The sequence below is a fragment of the Streptomyces sp. NPDC050625 genome (assembly GCF_040654755.1).
In the GTDB taxonomy this organism is placed as follows: Bacteria; Actinomycetota; Actinomycetes; order Streptomycetales; family Streptomycetaceae; genus Streptomyces.
In genome coordinates, this window is record NZ_JBFAIQ010000014.1 from 87,068 (window position 1) to 100,899 (window position 13,832).

14 protein-coding genes and 1 pseudogene are annotated in these 13,832 nt (G+C 72.1%); 8 read left to right on the plus strand and 7 right to left on the minus strand.

All coding sequences use genetic code 11. The features are described 5' to 3' along the window. Nucleotides 1–233: 233 nt before the first annotated feature. The 3 genes from panB (at nt 234) to AB0I54_RS27705 (ending at nt 3,126) form a co-directional block, all read left to right on the plus strand. A complete protein-coding gene (gene panB / locus AB0I54_RS27695) occupies nt 234–1,100 on the plus strand; it encodes a 3-methyl-2-oxobutanoate hydroxymethyltransferase (RefSeq protein ID WP_363298860.1) in 867 nt (288 codons plus the stop codon). Nucleotides 1,101–1,276: 176 nt separating this feature from the next. Continuing rightward, nucleotides 1,277–2,302 (plus strand): ATP-binding cassette domain-containing protein, encoded by a 1,026-nt coding sequence (locus tag AB0I54_RS27700; RefSeq protein ID WP_363298861.1) that lies wholly within the window; start codon nt 1,277–1,279, stop codon nt 2,300–2,302. After that, nucleotides 2,299–3,126: an ABC transporter permease gene (locus AB0I54_RS27705; RefSeq protein ID WP_363298862.1), complete on the plus strand. Its 828-nt coding sequence runs from the start codon at nt 2,299–2,301 to the stop codon at nt 3,124–3,126. The genes AB0I54_RS27700 and AB0I54_RS27705 overlap by 4 nt, the downstream gene beginning before the upstream one ends. A 35-nt stretch (nt 3,127–3,161) precedes the next feature. Here AB0I54_RS27705 and AB0I54_RS27710 read toward each other — a convergent pair whose 3' ends face one another. Next, nucleotides 3,162–6,494, minus strand: coding sequence for a BTAD domain-containing putative transcriptional regulator (locus AB0I54_RS27710; RefSeq protein WP_363298863.1), 3,333 nt, complete (start codon nt 6,492–6,494; stop codon nt 3,162–3,164). A gap of 14 nt (nt 6,495–6,508) precedes the next feature. After that, nucleotides 6,509–6,952 carry a DUF6578 domain-containing protein gene (locus AB0I54_RS27715; protein ID WP_363298864.1) on the minus strand — a complete coding sequence of 148 codons (444 nt, stop codon included), beginning with the start codon at nt 6,950–6,952 and terminating at the stop codon, nt 6,509–6,511. A gap of 104 nt (nt 6,953–7,056) precedes the next feature. Between AB0I54_RS27715 and AB0I54_RS27720 the strand changes: the two genes are divergently transcribed. Further along, the gene (locus tag AB0I54_RS27720) at nt 7,057–7,860 is read left to right on the plus strand and encodes a site-2 protease family protein (protein ID WP_363298865.1); all 804 of its coding nucleotides are present in this window, start codon (nt 7,057–7,059) and stop codon (nt 7,858–7,860) included. Here the strand turns inward: AB0I54_RS27720 and AB0I54_RS27725 are convergent. The 3 genes from AB0I54_RS27725 to AB0I54_RS27735 form a co-directional block, all read right to left on the minus strand. Beyond that, on the minus strand, nt 7,850–8,035 hold the full coding sequence (locus AB0I54_RS27725; RefSeq protein ID WP_363298866.1) for a hypothetical protein: 186 nt from the start codon (nt 8,033–8,035) through the stop codon (nt 7,850–7,852). The two genes, AB0I54_RS27720 and AB0I54_RS27725, sit on opposite strands and share 11 nt — an antisense overlap. A gap of 110 nt (nt 8,036–8,145) precedes the next feature. Beyond that, nucleotides 8,146–8,859, minus strand: a complete 714-nt coding sequence (npdG, locus tag AB0I54_RS27730) for an NADPH-dependent F420 reductase (RefSeq protein WP_363298867.1) — start codon at nt 8,857–8,859, stop codon at nt 8,146–8,148. Nucleotides 8,860–8,896: 37 nt separating this feature from the next. Then, a complete protein-coding gene (locus AB0I54_RS27735) occupies nt 8,897–9,970 on the minus strand; it encodes a sialidase family protein (protein WP_363298868.1) in 1,074 nt (357 codons plus the stop codon). Between the two features lie 126 nt (nt 9,971–10,096). On the opposite strand from AB0I54_RS27735, the gene AB0I54_RS27740 reads away from it, so the two are divergent. Together AB0I54_RS27740 and AB0I54_RS27745 are read left to right on the plus strand one after the other, a co-directional pair. Beyond that, nucleotides 10,097–10,693, plus strand: coding sequence for a hypothetical protein (locus tag AB0I54_RS27740; RefSeq protein ID WP_363298869.1), 597 nt, complete (start codon nt 10,097–10,099; stop codon nt 10,691–10,693). Between the two features lie 56 nt (nt 10,694–10,749). Beyond that, nucleotides 10,750–11,097 (plus strand): annotated as a pseudogene (locus tag AB0I54_RS27745) (MFS transporter); the annotation flags it as partial. A gap of 3 nt (nt 11,098–11,100) precedes the next feature. Here AB0I54_RS27745 and AB0I54_RS27750 read toward each other — a convergent pair. Next, a complete protein-coding gene (locus tag AB0I54_RS27750; protein ID WP_363298870.1) occupies nt 11,101–11,334 on the minus strand; it encodes a hypothetical protein in 234 nt (77 codons plus the stop codon). A gap of 58 nt (nt 11,335–11,392) precedes the next feature. On the opposite strand from AB0I54_RS27750, the gene map reads away from it, so the two are divergent. Together map and AB0I54_RS27760 are read left to right on the plus strand one after the other, a co-directional pair. Beyond that, nucleotides 11,393–12,250 (plus strand): type I methionyl aminopeptidase, encoded by an 858-nt coding sequence (map, locus tag AB0I54_RS27755; protein ID WP_363298871.1) that lies wholly within the window; start codon nt 11,393–11,395, stop codon nt 12,248–12,250. Between the two features lie 108 nt (nt 12,251–12,358). Continuing rightward, the gene (locus AB0I54_RS27760; RefSeq protein ID WP_363298872.1) at nt 12,359–13,012 is read left to right on the plus strand and encodes a biliverdin-producing heme oxygenase; all 654 of its coding nucleotides are present in this window, start codon (nt 12,359–12,361) and stop codon (nt 13,010–13,012) included. Here the strand turns inward: AB0I54_RS27760 and AB0I54_RS27765 are convergent. Continuing rightward, a complete protein-coding gene (locus AB0I54_RS27765) occupies nt 13,009–13,704 on the minus strand; it encodes a PhzF family phenazine biosynthesis protein (protein ID WP_363298873.1) in 696 nt (231 codons plus the stop codon). The genes AB0I54_RS27760 and AB0I54_RS27765 overlap by 4 nt on opposite strands. Nucleotides 13,705–13,832: the final 128 nt, after the last annotated feature.

Here is a 13,832-nt window from a genome sequence, read left to right on the forward strand (position 1 = left end):
TACCGAGACCTTACGCAGCGCGGTCATGGCCCGCCGCACACCGCTCGTTCACGGCCCACCCCGGGCCGAGCGGTACACGGGCGGGGTGCGAGCGGAGTGCGTTGGGATGGCGTAAGGGATGACGTAAGGGATCACACGGGGGTCCCCTGGCCCTCCCTGGCACGAGGTGCCACCATGGAGGGGATCCGGGGACGCCGTGAGGGCGCCTCGAGATGACTGAAGGAGCCGTTGCAATGACGCAGCTTTCGGCTGCCCAGAACAAGCCCTCCGACGGCAGCAAAGCGCTGTACGGGGGCAAGGGCACACGCCGCATCACCGTCCGCGACATCGCCCTCGCCAAGGAGCGGGGCGAGAAATGGCCCATGCTCACCGCCTACGACGCGATGACCGCGTCCGTCTTCGACGAGGCCGGCATCCCGGTGCTCCTGGTCGGCGACTCGGCGGGCAACTGCCACCTCGGGTACGAGACGACCGTGCCCGTCACCCTCGACGAGATGACCATGCTGTCGGCCGCGGTCGTGCGCGGCACCCAGCGCGCCCTGATCGTCGGCGACCTGCCCTTCGGCTCGTACCAGGAGGGCCCGGTGCAGGCGCTGCGCTCGGCGACCCGGCTGGTGAAGGAGGCCGGCGTCGGCGCGGTGAAGCTGGAGGGCGGCGAGCGCTCCCACGAGCAGATCCGGCTGCTCGTCGAGTCCGGCATCCCGGTCATGGCCCACATCGGTCTGACCCCGCAGTCCGTGAACGCCATGGGCTACCGCGTCCAGGGGCGCGGCGAGGAGGCGGCCGCGCAGCTGCTGCGCGACGCCAAGGCCGTACAGGACGCGGGCGCGTTCGCGGTGGTACTCGAACTGGTCCCGGCCGAGCTCGCGGCCGAGGTGACGCGCGTGCTGCACATCCCGACCGTGGGCATCGGCGCCGGTGCGGAGACGGACGCGCAGGTGCTCGTGTGGACCGACATGCTCGGTCTGACGGGCGGCCGGATGCCGAAGTTCGTGAAGAAGTACGCCAACCTGCGTGAGGTCATGGGCAGCGCGGTGAAGGAGTTCGCCGAGGACGTCGTGGGCGGGACGTTCCCGCTGGAGGAGCACTCCGTCCACTGAGCCGCGGCCGCTGAGGCACGGCCCCGCCACTGAGCCATTGCCGCACCACCGACAAGCCCCGCCGATCGTCCCCCGTCGGCGGGGCTTGTCGTATGTCCGGCACGTGTCGGTGGGCCGTCGGTTGCTGTAGGCGGTCTGTAGGTGGTTTGTCGGTCGGGGCTGACAACGTCTGGGGCATGACGCGAATCGACGACAACCCCAGTGGCGCGAGCAGCGCCGTGACCGTGCGGGGGCTGGTCAAGCACTACGGCGAGACCAGGGCACTGGACGGTGTCGACCTGGATGTGCGCGAGGGCACCGTGATGGGTGTGCTCGGGCCGAACGGAGCCGGCAAGACCACCCTCGTACGCATCCTCTCCACCCTGCTGGCCCCCGACGCCGGACACGCCACCGTGGCCGGGTACGACGTCGTACGGCAGCCCCGGCAGCTGCGCCGGGTCATAGGCCTCACCGGGCAGTACGCGTCGGTGGACGAGAAGCTCCCGGGCTGGGAGAACCTGTACATGATCGGGCGGCTGCTGGACCTGCCGCGCAAGGAGGCCCGCGCCCGCGCCGACGAGCTGCTGGAGCGATTCTCGCTGACGGAGGCCGCCCGGCGGCCCGCGGGCACCTACTCCGGCGGTATGCGGCGGCGGCTCGACCTGGCCGCGTCGATGATCGGCCGGCCCGCCGTCCTCTACCTGGACGAGCCGACGACCGGACTCGACCCCCGTACCCGCAACGAGGTGTGGGACGAGGTCAAGGCCATGGTCGGGGACGGTGTCACCGTCCTGCTGACCACGCAGTACATGGAGGAGGCCGAGCAGCTCGCCTCCGAGCTGACCGTCGTCGACCGTGGGAAGGTCATCGCGAACGGCGGCATCGAGGAGCTGAAGGCCAGGGTCGGCGGACGCACGCTGCGTGTCAGGCCCGCGGACCCGCTGGAGCTGCGCCCGCTCGCCGGGATGCTGGACGAGCTGGGCATCACCGGGCTGGCCAGTACGACCGTGGACACCGACGCGGGCTCCCTGCTGGTGCCGATCCTCAGTGACGAGCAGCTGACCGCCGTGGTCGGCGCGGTCACCGCGCGCGGCATCACCATCTCCTCGATCACCACCGAACTGCCCAGCCTGGACGAGGTGTTCCTGTCCCTCACCGGCCACCGCGCCAGTGCCCCGCAGGACGCCACGCCCGCCGAGATCCGCGAGGAGGTCGCCGTATGAGCGCCGCCACTCTCACCCCCGCCGCAGCCGCCTCCAAGGCCGACGCTCCCATCCCGCTGCGTGCCCATCTGCGCCACACCGGCGCGCTCATCCGCCGCAATCTGCTGTGGATCCGGCAGGACCCGGAGTCGATGTTCGACGCCATCCTGTTCCCGGTGATCTTCACCCTGCTGTTCGTGTACGTCTTCGGCGGCTCCATCGGGCAGTCGCTGGGCGGTGGTCAGGACCAGTACGTGCAGTACGTCGTGCCCGGCCTCATGGCCATGATGGGCATGAACATGGCCCAGGGCGTGGGCACCGGGTTCAACACGGACTTCAACTCCGGTGTCATGGACCGCTTCCGGTCCCTGCCGATCGGGCGTGGCTCCGTGCTGTTCGCCAAGATCGCGGTGGAGCTGATGCGGATGCTCTTCGCGACCGTCGTCCTGGTGATCGTCGGCGTGCTCGTGGGCTTCGACATCACCAACTGGGCGGGGCTGCTGGCCTCGGTGGGCCTGTCCGCGGTGTTCGGCTCGGCCCTGATGTGGGTGTTCCTCACCCTCGGCGTGATCATGAAGAGCGCGCAGTCCGTGCAGGCCATGGGCTTCCTGGTGCTGATGCCGCTGCAGTTCGGCTCGTCGATCTTCGCGCCGACCGCCTCGATGCCGGGCTGGCTGCAGAACTTCACCGAGTACAACCCGCTGTCGGCCCTCGCGGACACCGCGCGCGGTCTGATGGTCGGCGGACCGGTCACGCACGGGCTGTGGGTGACCCTGGCCTGGTCGGCGGGGCTCACCGCGGTGATGGCACCGGTCGCGATCCACAAGTTCCGCACCAAGAACTGACGTTCGTCGCGCCTGTCAGACCAGGTCAGACCAGGTCAGACCAGGGCGGTGGCCTCCGCGAGGGAGAGGCCACCGCCCTGCGCGTACGCGGCCTCGTACGCCTCGGCGTCGAGCGCGGCCCGGATCCGGGCCACGGTCTGCTCCCGCACCTCGCGCTCCGTACCGGAGGCGACATGGCCCGGCGGCAGCAGCGCGTCGGCGGCGGCCAGGCACCGGGCGGCGTCGGCGGCACGGGTGCCGCCGTCGACGCCGGCGAGGGCCATCGCCGCGACGGTCAGGCAGATGGAGTCCATGTGCGGGGTGATGACCTGGGACAGCGGATCGGCGGCGTGCCGCAGCGCCTCCCGGACCCGGACCAGGCTCTCCGCGTGACGGCCGTCGACGGCGTCCACCCAGGCCTCCTGGCCGAGGATGATCGCGTCGAAGACGATGAAGTGCGCGATCTTGAACTCCTCGCGCAGCAACCGGAGTTGCTCGCGCGCCTCCGCGGTACGGCCGGTCAGGCTGAGCCGGCAGGCGAGGAAGAGCCGGGCGATGGGCATGGCCTCGTGGGTCGTGCCGTCACCGACGGCGGTGACCTCGCGCAGCAGCCTCTCGCCGCGTTCCGTCTCGCCCGCTTCGATGAGCACGCTGCCCAGCCGGGCGGTGAGCACCGCCGTCTGGGCGCGGGCGCCGAGGCGTTCGGCGTGCTCGACGGCCGCCCGGTAGTCGTCCGCGGCCCTTACGTAGTCGCCCTTGCGTTCCCGGGCCTCGGCGCGGGCGGAGAGCGCCTCGGCGGTGCCCCAGTCGTCGCCGAGGCGCCGGAAGATCTCCAGCGCCTCCTCCGCGTCCCGGGTCGCGTCGCCCGCCCAGGCGGTGCGGTTGGCGAGGACGTTGGCTCGCATCTGCAGGGATCCGGCCAGTTCCCACTCGAAGCCCGGGGTCTCGCGGCAGGTGCGGACGCAGCCGTCGATGATCTCCAGCAGCCGGTCCGCGCTGCCGGTCAGCATCACGGCGAAGAACCAGTACATGCCGGGGGAACGGCACGTCTGCGGCAGACCGGGCTCGTACACCTCGGTGATCACGCGCAGCTTCGCCTGCGCCGCCGGGACCTGCCAGGCGTCCAGCTCCGTGTCCATGCAGGAGAGATGGACGAGGTGGACACCGCGACGGGCCTCGACGAGGAGTTCGCCGGTCAGCGGCGGCGGGGTGTCGATGCAGCGCTGCCAGACCGGTTCGGCGCGGCGCGGCGGCTCGGTGAAGGGGTCGGGACCGAGGGCCATGACCTCCTGGCACCAGGTGCGGGCCTCGATGCGCAGATCGCGCATCTGCCAGTACCAGACCAGGGAGAGGACAAGGCAGAGCCCTTCCTGCTCGTCCTGTTCGACGACGGCGTGGCGCAGGGCGGTGCGCAGGTTCTCGTACTCCAGCTGGAGCCGCCGCACGGCGTCGCGCTGGCCGGGGCCGCGCAGCAACGGGTCGGTGGTGCGGGCGAGTTCGCGGTAGTACGTCAGATGCGCGCGCTCGGTCTCCTTGCGCTGCCCGGCCTCGTCGAGCCGTTCGCCCGCGTACTCGGCCACGGTCTCCAGGAGCCGGTAGCGCATCGCGCCGTCGGGCGCGGGCGCCGCCACGACGAGGGACTTGTCGACCAGCGAACCGAGTGCCTCCAGCGCGACCGGTCCGCACACCGCCTCGGCGGCGGCGAGGTCGCAGCCGCCGGCGAACACCGACAGGCGGCGCAGGACGTCCCGTTCGTCCTCGTCGAGGAGATCCCAGGACCAGTCGACGACGGCACGCAGGGTCTGCTGGCGGGGCAGCACGGTGCGGCTGCCCGAGGTGAGCAGCCGGAAGCGGTCGTCGAGCCGGTCTGCGAGCTGACGCGGTGTCATCATCCGCAGCCGGGCGGCCGCCAGCTCGATGGCGAGGGGGAGGCCGTCGAGGCGGCGGCAGATCTCCGCGCAGGCCGCGCGGTCGTCGTCGACCCGGAACCCGGGGCGCGCCGAGGTGCCCCGGTCGGCGAGCAGCCGGAGCGCGAAGGGCTCCGGCAGCGGTTCCACGGGGCGCAGCAACTCGCCCGGTACGCCGAGGGGTTCACGGCTGGTGGCCAGGACCGTCAGCTCCGGGCAGCGTTCCAGGAGCCGCTCCACCAGGCGGGCGGCCGCGTCCACGACGTGCTCGCAGTTGTCGAGGATGATCAGCATGCGGCGGCGGCCGCAGTGCTCGACCAGTCGCTCCATGGGGTCGTCGTGCCGGTCGGCGGCGGCGGCCCGCATGCTCTCGGCCCCGGCGCCGTGCAGCACGGTCTCGCGGGCGCCGATCGCGGTGAGGACGGCTCCCGGTACGGCGTCCGGGTCGTCGACGGGCGCCAGCTCGGCCAGCCACACCCCGTCCCGGGTGGCATACCGCACGGTCTCGGCGGCCTCCTGCGACAGCCGGGTCTTTCCGGCCCCGCCGGGCCCGAGCAGGGTGACCAGCCGGGCGGCCGCGAGGTCCCCCCGGATGGCCTCGATGTCGCCCTCCCGGCCGACGAAGGAGGTGAGCCGGGCGGGGAGGTTGCCGGTGGTCGTGCCGGCCGGGCGGACTTCGGCGGGGGCGTCCGCGGCCCGGCCATCGGCGGAGAGGTCCGCCCGTGCCACGCCGGTGTGCTCCCGGGAGCCCGCCGAGAGGTCCAGCAACTCCGCGTGCAGCGCGCGCAGTTCGGGGCCGGGGTCGGAGCCGAGCCGGTCCGCGAGCAGCTGTCGTACGTCCTCGTAGGCGGCCAGGGCCTCCGCCGCGCGGCCCGCCTCGCGCAGGGCGCGCAGCCGCAGGCACTGGAGGGACTCGTCCAGCGGGTGGGTGTCGCACAGGGCGGTGAGCTCGGGCAGGGAGTGCTCGGCCTCGCCCAGGGCCAGCGCGGCGGTGTGCCGGGCGCGCAGGGCGTCGAGGCGGCGGGCCTCCCGGCGGGCGGCCTCCGCGGTGCGGTCGGGCAGGTCGGCGAGGGCCGGATCGTGCCAGAGCGCGAGGGCGTCGTCGAGGGCGCCGGCCGCCTTGGCGGGGTCGCCGTGGGCCAGGGCGCGCAGGCCGTCGCCGGTGAGCCGCTCGAAGCGGTGCAGATCGACGTCGTCGGGGGCGGCGGCGAGCCGGTAGCCGCCCTCCGCCGAGGCGACCGCGTCCGAGCCGAGTGCCCGGCGCAGTCGGCCCACCAGTGCCTGCAGCGCACCGGCCGCGTCGGCGGGCGGGTCCCCGTGCCACACCTCGTCGACCAGCAGGCCCACCGGCACGATACGGCCGGGTCGCAGGGCCAGCACGGTCAGCAGGGCACGCAGTCGCGCCCCGCCCACGGGAACGGCCGTGCCGTCGGGGCGGAGCGCCTGGGTGGTGCCGAGGATGCGATAGCGCACGGGGTCCATTGTCTCCGGTGGTGTCAGGGCCGGTCACGGAGTTCCGGCGGCGGGGCGCCCGGGACGTCGAGGGTGACGAGGACGCCGGTCGCGAGGCGGGCGCGGCGCAACCCCGACTTCGTACGGGGTTCCTCGTGCTCGAACCACTTCGGGCAGGCGTCGACGGGTGTGAGCGACCTCGTGCCGGACACCGGTTCGAGGGTGTCCGCTCCCGGGCTGCGCTCCGCGTACTCCTCGCGCACGAGACGGATGTCGAGGACCCGGCCCCGGGTCGCGGGCAGGCGGTCTCCGTGGCCCTCGAACCTGACCGTCCCGTCGTACCGGTCGCGCTCCCCCTCCCGGCTCCACGCCCGGATGTCCTCGGGGTCCATGGGCGCGAGCGGCCAGCTCACCTCCTCCCCCACCGAGAAGGGTGTACCGCAGCACTCCATCTGCCAGCTTTCGTAGAACACCCGCCACGTTCCCATGCGCCCACCCTTCAGGAACCGACGGCGCACCGCGAGACGTTTTCCCCTCGTGCCCGGTACGGTCGGGCTCGCCGACCGCCCCAGTCCCCCAGGGAGCCCCGCCGATGACCTCCGCAACCGCCCGCAGCCGCAGCGACCGGCGGATCAGTCCCGTCTTCCTGGGCATCCTGGCCGTCACCGCGGTCACGGGGTGGGCCACCTGGACCGGGTTCGCCGCGCAGCCGGGGCTCGCCGTGTTCCTGTTCGTGACGGCGGCCTGGATCGTGTCCCTGTGTCTGCACGAGTACGCGCACGCGCGCACCGCGCTGCACAGCGGGGACATCTCGGTCGGCGCCAAGGGCTACCTCACGCTGAACCCGCTGAAGTACACGCACGCGCTGCTGAGCATCGTGCTGCCCGTGCTGTTCGTGATCATGGGCGGTATCGGTCTGCCCGGTGGCGCGGTGTTCATCGAGCGCGGCCGGATCAAGGGGCGCTGGCGGCACAGCCTGATCTCGGCGGCGGGCCCGCTGACGAACGTGCTGTTCGCGGCGGTGTGCACGGCCCCGTTCTGGCTGCACGCCCTGGACGGGGTGCCACGCGACTTCCGGTACGCGCTGGCCTTCCTGGCGCTGCTCCAGGTCACGGCCGCGATCCTGAACTTCCTGCCGGTGCCGGGCCTGGACGGCTACGGCGTGATCGAGCCCTGGCTGTCGTACGGCGTGAAGCGCCAGGTGGAGCCGTTCGCGCCGTTCGGCCTGCTGTTCGTGTTCGCGTTGCTGTGGGTGCCGTCCCTCAACCACGCGTTCTTCGATGTGATCGACACGATCCTGCGCGCTCTGGGGATCACCGGCGACGACCGGTACTGCGGCCAGCAGCTCTACCGCTTCTGGCTGGGCACCGACGAGTACTGCGCGGTCAGCCCGTGACGGACTTGCCGCCGGCGCCGCGGCCGCGCTTGATGTAGTACCAGGTCATGTTGGACGACAGCCCCGCGATCAGCACCCAGACGATCCCCAGCCAGCTGCCCTGCACGAAGGAGACGACCGCGGCGGCCACGGCCAGCAGACAGACGACGAGGGTGTAGAAGGCGAGGCGGGGCATGGGAAGGGGCTCCTGTCGGGGGACACTGCTGATGGCGTCCAGTGTCCCCCATGCGCCCCGACGTCTCACACGACGGTGGCCACGGACTCACACGACTGTGACAGCCGCGCTCACACGTCTGTGATTCTGAGTCCCGCGTGCGCCTTGTACCGGCGGTTGACGGAGATCAGGTTCGCGACCAGTGACTCCACCTGGTGGGCGTTGCGCAGCCGCCCCGCGAAGATGCCGCGCATGCCGGAGATGCGGCCGGCCAGCGCCTGGACGATCTCCACGTCGGACCGGTCCTCGCCGAGCACCATGACGTCGGTGTCGATCCGCTCGATCTCCGGGTCCTCCAGCAGTACCGCCGAGAGGTGGTGGAAGGCGGCGGTCACCCGGGAGTCCGGGAGCAGGGCGGCGGCCTGCTGGGCGGCGCTGCCTTCCTCCGGCTTCAGCGCGTAGGCGCCCTGCTTGTCGAAGCCGAGCGGGTTGACGCAGTCCACGACGAGCTTGCCGGACAGCTCCTCGCGCAGGGACTCCAGGGTCTTGCCGTGCCCCTCCCAGGGCACGGCGACGATCACGATGTCGCTGCGCCGGGCGGTCTCGGCGTTGTCGAAGCCCTCGATGCCGTGGCCGAGCTCGTCGGCGGCGGCCTGGGCGCGCTCGGTGGCCCGGGAGCCGATGATCACCTTCTGGCCGGCCCTGGCGAGCCGGTAGGCGAGGCCCTTGCCCTGCGGCCCGGTGCCACCGAGCACGCCGACGACGAGCCCGGAGACGTCGGGCAGGTCCCAGGGGTCCTTGGCGGGGGCCTTCGCGGGCTGCTGTGCACTGTCGGTAGAGGTCATGCGGCGACTCTACGTCCGCCCTCGTTCGCGCACCGCGTCAGGTGAGATCCGTGACCGGCAGCCGCCGGAAGGTGATCGTCTCGTACGGGCCGAAGTCGCCGGTCTCGTAGAGGAGTCCGACGGTGTCCCGGTCGACGCGGACCAGGTCGGAGTAGGCGGCAGGCAGCCCGTCGACCGTGTGGACCGGGCGCCAGGTGGTGCCGCCGTCGGTCGAGGCGCGGACGGTCATCAGGGCGCGGTCGGTGGGGTCGGCGGGGCCGGAGTAGAGGAGCAGGTCGGGGTCGCGGAGCTGGAGGACGCTGGCCTCGCAGACGGGGGCGGTGAGGCCGGCCTGCGGGCGGAACGGTTTGACGAGGGTCTTCCCGCCGTCCTTCGAGTGGGCGTCGGCGCGGTTGCCGGGGGACGGGGAGTCGTTGCGGGTGTTGAAGTAGACGCGGCCGTCGGGGAGTTCGGCGGCGGTGGTCTCGTTGACGTTGACATAGCCGTCGGTGTTCTCGTCGACGTAGCCGAGGAACCAGGTCTCGCCGCGGTCGTCGCTGAGCAGGCAGTGGCCGCTGTTGTATCTGGGCTCGTTGCCGAGGTCGGTGCCGGTGGGCGGCGCGGTGTGGTTGCCGGGGACGAGGACCCGGCCGGAGCGCAGCTGGATCGCGTGGCCGGGGCAGGTGGCGTACCAGCGCCAGCCCGCCTTCTTCACCGACTTGGTGATCTCCTTCGGCCGGGACCAGCTGACGCCGTCGTCGTCGCTGTGCTGCACCCATACGCGGCGGCCGTCGGCGGCCTTCACCCTGCCGCGCAGGATGGAGTCCTCGCTCGCGGCGGCGGCCGCGCGGACGTGGACGAGCAGGATGCGGCCGGTGTCGAGGACGACGGGGGCGGGGTTTCCGGCGAGGTCGTCGCCGTTGCTCGCGGCGACCTTGAGCGGGCTCCAGGTGCGGCCGCCGTCCGTGGAGCGCTTCAGCACGATGTCGATCTGGCCGTGGTCCTTCGCGGAGCCGACCCGGCCCTCGCAGAACGCCAGCAGGGTGCCGGAGGCGGTTGCGACGACCGCCGGGATCCGATAGCTGGCGTAGCCCTCTTCACCGGCGCGGAAGGGGACGGTGACTGCTGTCATCTGGCGGGCTCCCGAGCAGATGTGGGTCTCCGGTGACAGGGCATTGTCGGAGCAGTGTCCCCGAGTTGGGCGAATTCGTGGTGAACTCCGCGTCACGAGTGACCGGTTGCGGCAGGATGCGGTCGTATGGACGCCGTACGGGTCGCGCTGCTGCGCGAAGTGCTTGCCGGGACGGAGTGGCTGGATGCCACGCGGCGGTTCGCCGGGGCGCTGCGCGGGTCCGTGGTGGCGCACGGGGGCGGGCTGCTGCTCGTGGGCACACCGGAGTACGAGCCGTGGCATCTGGCGGCCCATCTGGTGGACGAGGCCGCGTGGTCGGGCACGCCGGAGCTGGCCCCGACGCTCGTGCGGCACGACGCGCGTCCCTCGGACCCCGCGCACCTGGCGGTCGGACCGGGACGGATCGGCGCGGCGCAGCGCGGCGAGACCCTGCTGGTCGTGGCCCCCGAGGAGCCCGCGCCGCTGCTGGAGCGGGTGCACGACGCCCGGCGGTCCGGGGTGACGGTCCTGGCCCTGGGCTGCGGCGGGAGCGAACTGGAGGCAATGGCCCACGAGTCACTGGCCGTGCCGGAGGGCGCGGAACTGGACCTGGACACGGTGCAGCACCTGGTCAGCGCGGCAGCAGGCGAGAACGGAGCCTCTCCGAGGGCCCGGCGCGGCTTCCGCGACCGCCTGTCCCGCCTGGCGGAAACCCTGACGGCCCCTCCAGCCGCGCCTTGGTGACCCGCCGGTCCTCTCCGAGGGTTGGACGGGGTTTCCGCGCAGCGGCCCGCGCTGCCGTGCTGCTGTTCCTGACCATCGGTGGTGGGTTCGACATGGTCAGCGGGATCTTCCGGGCCGCGATGTGGAACCAGACGATCCCGGACGAGCTGCGCGGCAGGCTCGCCGGGATCGAGCTGCTCTCTTACTCGGTGGGGCCGCAGCTCGGTCAGGTCCGGGCGGGCGGTTTCGCCGCCTGGGCGGGTGTGCGGGCCGTCGTCTGGTCCGGCGGGCCGGCGTGCGCGGGCGCGGTGGGGCTGCTGGCGCTGTGCCTGCCGGGGCTCATGACGTACGACGCGCGGACGAACGAGCACGCGGTACGGCTGCGCGAGCGCCGCGCAACCGCCGCCGAACCGGCCAAGGCCTGATCGTCAGTCCTCGTCCGGGTCGCCGCCGGCCGGCGCGTCGTGCCAGCGCGGGTCGTTCTCCCATTCGAGGTTGCGCTCGCGGGCCGTCTCCATCGCGTGTTCGGCCTCCGCCCGGGTGGTGTAGGGCCCGAAGCGGTCCTTGGCCGGGCACTCCGGCCCCTCCTCGACCTTCTTGTGCTCCAGGCAGTAGTACCACTCGCCCGGCTTGCCGACCGTGCGCTTCTTGAACAGGGCCATGACCAGCTCCTCTCGCCAACGACATGTTCCCCCATGTCCGCTGGTTAGACTCGCTGGCATGTCTGGCCAGTCGCTGCTCGTACCAGGGGAGCTCTCTCCCACCCGTCCGGTACCCGGAAACATCCGCCGCCCCGAGTACGTCGGCAAGCCCGCGCCGACGCCGTACACCGGCCCGGAGGTGCAGACCCCGGAGACCGTCGAGGCCATGCGGACCGCCGGGCGCATCGCCGCGCAGGCGATGGCCGAGGCCGCGAAGATCATCGCGCCGGGTGTGACCACGGACCGGCTGGACAAGGTCGCCCACGACTACATGTGCGACCACGGCGCCTACCCGTCCACGTTGGGCTACCGCGGGTTCCCCAAGTCGCTGTGCACCAGCGTCAACGAAGTGATCTGCCACGGCATCCCGGACTCGACGGTGCTGCGGGACGGCGACATCGTCAATCTGGACGTGACCGCGTACATCGGCGGGGTGCACGGCGACAACAACGCCACGTACCTGGTCGGTGACGTCGACGAGGAGTCGCGGCTGCTGGTGGAGCGGACCCGGGAGTCACTCGACCGGGCGATCAAGGCGGTGAAGCCGGGCCGGCAGATCAACATCATCGGCCGGGTCATCGAGTCGTACGCCAAGCGGTTCGGGTACGGCGTGGTGCGGGACTTCACCGGCCACGGGATCAACTCGTCCTTCCACTCCGGACTGATCATCCCGCACTACGACAGCCCGCACGCGACGACGGTCATGCAGCCCGGGATGACGTTCACGATCGAGCCGATGCTGACGCTCGGGACGCACGAGTACGACATGTGGGACGACGGGTGGACCGTCGTGACCAAGGACCGCAGGCGGACCGCGCAGTTCGAGCACACGCTGGTGGTGACGGACACCGGGGCGGAGATCCTGACCCTGCCGTGATCGCGCGCCCGTGCGCCTGAGCCCGTCCTCCGCCGCCTTTGGAGGGCGGGCTTCCTCTTGTAGACTTTTACCGACAGGGTGTCGGCAAGACTACCGAGGACATTGCCCATGGACCCCTTCTCGTTCTCGACACTCATCCGCACGGCGTCCCACGAGGCGCACGTGGCGGCCGAGACCTCGACGTTCATGAGCGACCTGCTCGGCGGGCGGCTCGGCGTGGCGGCGTACGCGCGGTACACCGAACAGCTGTGGTTCGTGTACGAGGCGCTGGAGGGCGAGGCCGAGCGGCTGGCGTCGGACCCGTTGGCCGGGCCGTTCGTGCGGCCCGAGCTGTACCGGCTGGCGGCGCTGGAGCGGGACCTGGCGCATCTGCGCGGGCCGAAGTGGCGGGCGGGACTGAGGGCGCTGCCGGCCACGCGGGCGTACGCGGACCGGGTGCGGGAGTGCGCAAAGCGGTGGCCGGCCGGGTACGTCGCCCACCACTACACCCGCTACCTGGGCGACCTCTCCGGCGGCCAGATCATCCGTGACCGGGCGGAGCGGACGTGGGGGTTCGCGAAGAAGGGCGACGGCGTCCGCTTCTATGTGTTCGAGGGGATCCCCAACCCCGCCGCGTTCAAGCGGGGTTACCGGGAGCTGCTGGACGCGCTCGTCGCCGACGACCTGGAGAAGCAGCGGATCGTCGCCGAGTGCAGGCGGGCGTTCGCGCTGAACACGGCGGTCTTCAGGGAGCTGGGCGAGGAGTTCCCGCTGAGCGCCTAGACCGACCAGGCCCGGCGCTCGGCCTCGCGCTCGGCCTGGCGTTCGGGCTGGCGTTCCAGGAACACCCGTCCGCCCACCTCGACCCAGCCGCCCGGCTGCGGTGCCGTGAGGATCTGCGAGCCCGCGCCCTGAGTGATGTTGAGCGCCCGGCCCAGCTGCGCGGTGAGCAGCAGCGCCGCCGCGCCGGTGGCCTCGTCCTCCTCGATGCCGTCGTCGCGGCCGGGGAAGGCACGGGCGCGGATCCGGCCGGCCGACTCGTCCTCCCAGGCCCAGGCGTAAATCCATTCGCCGGGTGATGGGACGGGCAGGGCGTCGACCTCGGCGGCGGTGGCGTAGCGGCGCAGGGTGCGCGGCGGGGCCCACTCCGGGAGCGCCTCGATCCAGCTGAACTCGCCGTCCAGCCGGGCCCCGACGGCGCCCGCGGGTGTGACCAGCTCGGGCACGTCCAGCAGCCAGGCCGTGCCGACGCAGGGGTGACCGGCGAAGGGGAGGCGCAGGGTGGGGGTGTAGATGTCGATGACCCCGCGCTCGGGGTCGTCCACGAACACGGTCTCGCTGAAACCGAGCTTCGCCGCGAAGGCCTGCCGGTCCTCCTGGTCGGGCAGCCGTGAGCCGTCACGGACGACGCCGAGCTCGTTGCCGTATCCGCCGTTCGCCGCGCAGAACACGCGCAGCACGTCGTAATCAGTCACCCGGGCATTGAAGCACCGCGGCCCCGGCCAACTCGTCCCAGGCCGCGGCTCCTCCGGGGCTTCGCGTCGGCAGCGTCGGGAACAGCGCACGCCGGTGACGTCGTAGGGGTGGTGTTGCACGGTCCGGC

What these genes read in the sequence shown, in the direction of transcription:
- panB (WP_363298860.1), top strand. Translation starts at nt 234, where the DNA reads ATGACGCAGCTTTCGGCTGCCCAGAACAAGCCCTCCGACGGCAGCAAA.
- AB0I54_RS27700 (WP_363298861.1), top strand. Translation starts at nt 1,277, where the DNA reads ATGACGCGAATCGACGACAACCCCAGTGGCGCGAGCAGCGCCGTGACC.
- AB0I54_RS27705 (WP_363298862.1), top strand. Translation starts at nt 2,299, where the DNA reads ATGAGCGCCGCCACTCTCACCCCCGCCGCAGCCGCCTCCAAGGCCGAC.
- AB0I54_RS27710 (WP_363298863.1), bottom strand. Translation starts at nt 6,494, where the DNA reads ATGGACCCCGTGCGCTATCGCATCCTCGGCACCACCCAGGCGCTCCGC.
- AB0I54_RS27715 (WP_363298864.1), bottom strand. Translation starts at nt 6,952, where the DNA reads ATGGGAACGTGGCGGGTGTTCTACGAAAGCTGGCAGATGGAGTGCTGC.
- AB0I54_RS27720 (WP_363298865.1), top strand. Translation starts at nt 7,057, where the DNA reads ATGACCTCCGCAACCGCCCGCAGCCGCAGCGACCGGCGGATCAGTCCC.
- AB0I54_RS27725 (WP_363298866.1), bottom strand. Translation starts at nt 8,035, where the DNA reads ATGCCCCGCCTCGCCTTCTACACCCTCGTCGTCTGTCTGCTGGCCGTG.
- npdG (WP_363298867.1), bottom strand. Translation starts at nt 8,859, where the DNA reads ATGACCTCTACCGACAGTGCACAGCAGCCCGCGAAGGCCCCCGCCAAG.
- AB0I54_RS27735 (WP_363298868.1), bottom strand. Translation starts at nt 9,970, where the DNA reads ATGACAGCAGTCACCGTCCCCTTCCGCGCCGGTGAAGAGGGCTACGCC.
- AB0I54_RS27740 (WP_363298869.1), top strand. Translation starts at nt 10,097, where the DNA reads ATGGACGCCGTACGGGTCGCGCTGCTGCGCGAAGTGCTTGCCGGGACG.
- AB0I54_RS27750 (WP_363298870.1), bottom strand. Translation starts at nt 11,334, where the DNA reads ATGGCCCTGTTCAAGAAGCGCACGGTCGGCAAGCCGGGCGAGTGGTAC.
- map (WP_363298871.1), top strand. Translation starts at nt 11,393, where the DNA reads ATGTCTGGCCAGTCGCTGCTCGTACCAGGGGAGCTCTCTCCCACCCGT.
- AB0I54_RS27760 (WP_363298872.1), top strand. Translation starts at nt 12,359, where the DNA reads ATGGACCCCTTCTCGTTCTCGACACTCATCCGCACGGCGTCCCACGAG.